Source organism: Erwinia persicina NBRC 102418 (assembly GCF_001571305.1).
GTDB lineage: Bacteria > Pseudomonadota > Gammaproteobacteria > Enterobacterales > Enterobacteriaceae > Erwinia > Erwinia persicina.
The window spans coordinates 1-3,738 of record NZ_BCTN01000046.1 but is presented as its reverse complement, the minus strand read 5'-3'; the positions used below and the strand labels follow the sequence as shown (position 1 = coordinate 3,738).

Annotated in this window: 3 protein-coding genes and 1 tRNA gene; 3 read left to right on the top strand and 1 reads right to left on the bottom strand. The window is 50.3% G+C overall.

Annotated elements, in window-relative coordinates; genetic code table 11:
- Positions 1-179 precede the first annotated feature (179 nt).
- Positions 180-1,217, top strand: a complete 1,038-nt coding sequence (gene murB / locus EPE01S_RS22460) for a UDP-N-acetylmuramate dehydrogenase (protein WP_062749629.1) — start codon at positions 180-182, stop codon at positions 1,215-1,217.
- The gene (birA, locus tag EPE01S_RS22455; RefSeq protein WP_062749627.1) at positions 1,214-2,176 is read left to right on the top strand and encodes a bifunctional biotin--[acetyl-CoA-carboxylase] ligase/biotin operon repressor BirA; all 963 of its coding nucleotides are present in this window, start codon (positions 1,214-1,216) and stop codon (positions 2,174-2,176) included. Before murB ends, birA begins: the two co-directional genes overlap by 4 nt.
- A 27-nt stretch (positions 2,177-2,203) precedes the next feature.
- Here the strand turns inward: birA and coaA are convergent, their stop codons facing one another.
- On the bottom strand, positions 2,204-3,154 hold the full coding sequence (gene coaA, locus EPE01S_RS22450) for a type I pantothenate kinase (RefSeq protein ID WP_062749625.1): 951 nt from the start codon (positions 3,152-3,154) through the stop codon (positions 2,204-2,206).
- Positions 3,155-3,642: 488 nt separating this feature from the next.
- Here coaA and EPE01S_RS22445 point away from each other — a divergent pair.
- Positions 3,643-3,718: transfer RNA gene (locus EPE01S_RS22445), tRNA-Thr, on the top strand.
- Positions 3,719-3,738 lie beyond the last annotated feature (20 nt).

Here is a 3,738-nt window from a genome sequence, read left to right as displayed (position 1 = left end):
CCTTCCGAAAGACCGCCCGTCCATACGATGCGTGTTGTTACAATTTAAACTCAGTGTGAAATCAGCAGTTTTTGGCGTTTCAGCGCCGATTCAGGTCGCGAGCTTCGCCCAGAAAACCCTCAACGCACTGCGGCTAATCGGGTACACTAGCTGACAGTTTACTCTGTGAAGGCCGTATTATGTCCCGCCAGCAAGAATCGTTAAAATCCTGGAATACCTTCAGTCTCGACGCCCGAGCACGCCACATTAGCGTGGTGAAAACCATAGAGGATCTTTGCCAGTGCTGGCAGGAAAGTGCTCGCCAGAAAGAGCCCGTATTATTGCTGGGTGAAGGCAGTAACGTGCTGTTTCTCGAGGATTTTGCAGGGCAGGTGATCATTAATCGCATTAAAGGTATCAGCGTTGAAGAGGCGGAAGATGCCTGGCTGGTACATGTAGGGGCGGGAGAAAACTGGCATCAGCTGGTTGAAACGCTGCTGGAACAGAATCTGGCAGGGCTGGAAAATCTTGCTTTAATCCCGGGATGCACAGGTTCGGCACCCATTCAAAATATAGGTGCCTATGGCGTTGAACTGGAACAGGTGTGTCACTATGTCGACGTTGTCCGCCTTTGCGATGGCACCGTCCAGCGCCTGACGGCCGCAGAATGCCAGTTTGGCTATCGGGACAGTATCTTCAAGCATCACTATCGTGAGGGTTATGCGATAGTCGCAGTAGGCCTGTATCTGCAAAAAAACTGGACGCCAGTCCTCAGCTACGGCGACCTGAAAAACCTGGATCCGTTAACGGTCACTCCCCGACAGGTGTTCGATGCGGTCTGCGCGATGCGCCGCAGTAAACTCCCTGATCCAGAAGTGACGGGAAATGCGGGGAGCTTCTTCAAAAACCCGCTGGTCAGCGCTGAAACTGCTGCCTATCTCAAGGCGCGTTACCCTGATATTCCTCACTACCCACAGGAAAAGGGTGAAGTGAAGCTGGCCGCTGGCTGGTTAATCGATCAATGCTCTTTGAAAGGCTTCCGTCATGGTGGTGCAGCGGTTCACCAGCAGCAGGCTCTGGTGCTGATTAACGCAGAGAATGCCAGCGGGCAGGATATTGTGGAGCTCGCCCGTATCGTTCGCCAGCGCGTAGCAGAGAAATTTACGGTCTGGCTGGAGCCGGAAGTGCGCTTTATTGCGGCGCAGGGTGAAACTGACGCCGTTGAGGTGATTGCATGAAAGATAACACCGTACCTCTGAAACTGGTCAGTATTCTGGCAGATGGTGAATTTCATTCAGGTGAACATCTGGGTGAGCATCTGGGAATGAGCAGGGCAGCGATTAATAAGCATGTTCAGACGTTGAAAGAATGGGGAATCGATGTTTTTACTGTGACCGGGAAAGGATACAGCCTCGCTTCACCTATGCAGTTGCTGAATGAAGAGGCTATTAATGCACGGCTGGAGGCAGGAAGGCTGGCGGTTATCCCGGTTATTGACTCCACGAATCAGTATTTGCTCGATCGCATGGACAGTCTGCAGTCAGGGGATGCCTGCGTTGCAGAGTATCAGCAGGCAGGGCGCGGAAGACGTGGGCGTCAGTGGTTTTCCCCCTTTGGTGCAAACCTCTATCTTTCGATGTACTGGCGTCTCGAGCAGGGTCCTGCTGCTGCCATGGGGCTCAGTCTGGTGATCGGCATCGTCCTGGCTGAGGCACTTCAGGCGCAGGGTGCCCCCGGGATCAGAGTGAAATGGCCAAACGACATCTATCTTGATGATCGAAAACTTGCAGGCATTCTCGTTGAACTGACCGGGAAAGCTGGTGATGCTGCACAGATCGTGATTGGGGCAGGAATAAATCTTGCGATGCGTGCCACAGGAGCCGAGGTGATCAATCAGGGCTGGATTAACCTCCAGGAAGCTGATGTAACGGTTGATCGCAACGCGCTTTCAGCCCTGATCGTGAATAAGATGAGAACGGCACTTGCGCAGTTTGAACAGGATGGTCTGGCGCCCTTTATTGAACGATGGGCGCGGTTAGACAACTTTATCGACCGTCCGGTGAAACTGTTGATTGGCGATCGAGAGATCACCGGCATTGCCAGGGGAATAGACCCGCAGGGCGGGTTAATTCTGGAACAGGATGGCGTGAGAAAATCCTGGGTAGGCGGGGAGATTTCGTTACGACCGCAGAATTAACAGAAAGGGGCAGGGCCCCTTTTCTTGTTACTTTCTTAGTCTGACAAGGTCAACGGCATGATCGCTGCTCTTGGTCATAATGAGACTTGCACGCTCTCGCGTTGGCATAATATTCTCTTTCAAATTCATATAGTTAATCTCCTTCCACAGTTGGGTTGCAATCCCTACAGCCTCTTCTTCAGGCAGTTGAGCATAGTGATGGAAGTAGGAGTCCGGATCAGTGAATGCACCCTGACGGAATTTCAGAAAACGATTAATATACCAGCGCTCCAGTAACTCTTCCGGGGCGTCGACATAGATGGAAAAATCCACGAAGTCTGATACGAAAACATGATGAGGATCGTGAGGATAGTCCATTCCACTCTGCAGAACATTCAGTCCCTCCAGAATCAGGATATCCGGTTGCTGAACAACTTTATCTCCATCTGGAATGACGTCATAAATCAGATGTGAATAGACAGGCGCGGTCACCTGAGCTGCGCCAGACTTCAGGTCTGAAACGAAGTTAACCAGACGATGCATGTCGTAGGAGAGCGGGAAGCCCTTTTTCTTCATCAGCCCACGTTCTTTCAGCACCGCATTAGGGTGCAGGAAGCCGTCAGTCGTGATGAGTTCAACCTTACGATGTTCAGGCCAGCGACTCAATAGCGCCTGCAATACGCGCGCTGTAGTGCTTTTCCCAACGGCTACGCTGCCTGCGATGCTGATGATATACGGAATCTTTTGACCATTGGTGCCGAGAAACTGCTCCAGAACGGCCTGACGTCGTAAATTAGAGCTGATATAGAAATTCAGCAGACGAGATAACGGCAGATAAATCTCTGCTACCTCTTCCATTGAGAGATCGTCGTTAATTCCCTCCAGACGGGCAATTTCGTCTTCAGAAAGCGTCATGGGTACCGAATCACGCAGCGCGGCCCATTGGGTCCGGTTAAAATGCAGATAAGGTGTGGTTAACAAGGCGTCTTTTTTGCTCATATGCGTGCTTCTGCCAGCAATTTTTTGCCCTTCAATAGGCTAGCCATTCTGTGTCAACAGGTTCCGGTTGTTGTCAGGCTTAGATACTAAGGGAAATTTCAAAAACAATGGTCGGAGGTTACCACCAGACGGGCATGAATAAGAAGGAAAAATGATAGTTAGCCAATGCAAACGTAACCGCACCCGCATTAATGATATTTTTAACTGTTGTTTATAGGTGCTTCTTTCCCAAGGACACGCCCAGGACAGAAACATAACCTTTTCGTCTGTTTTTTGTGCATACGAGTGATATTACATAATAAGACGCGGGCAGGGTGCAGATTAGCGTACCCTGTAAAAACGCAGAGGCTTGATGCTTCTTTGAACGAAGATTGTATGTAAAAGCGCTAATTTGCGAAGAGTTGCACAAATAGTGAGCATAAGAACAATTATCGCAATATTTTTGTTGCATCATGCCTCAGGTCTTCCTAGAATGCGCACCACTTGATGCCGGCTTAGCTCAGTTGGTAGAGCAACTGACTTGTAATCAGTAGGTCACCAGTTCGATTCCGGTAGCCGGCACCATCAAGTAACAAAGTACCCCA

Excerpts from the sequence above, each read along its gene's own strand:
- birA (WP_062749627.1), top strand. The coding sequence starts at position 1,214 with ATGAAAGATAACACCGTACCTCTGAAACTGGTCAGTATTCTGGCAGAT.
- murB (WP_062749629.1), top strand. The coding sequence starts at position 180 with ATGTCCCGCCAGCAAGAATCGTTAAAATCCTGGAATACCTTCAGTCTC.
- coaA (WP_062749625.1), bottom strand. The coding sequence starts at position 3,154 with ATGAGCAAAAAAGACGCCTTGTTAACCACACCTTATCTGCATTTTAAC.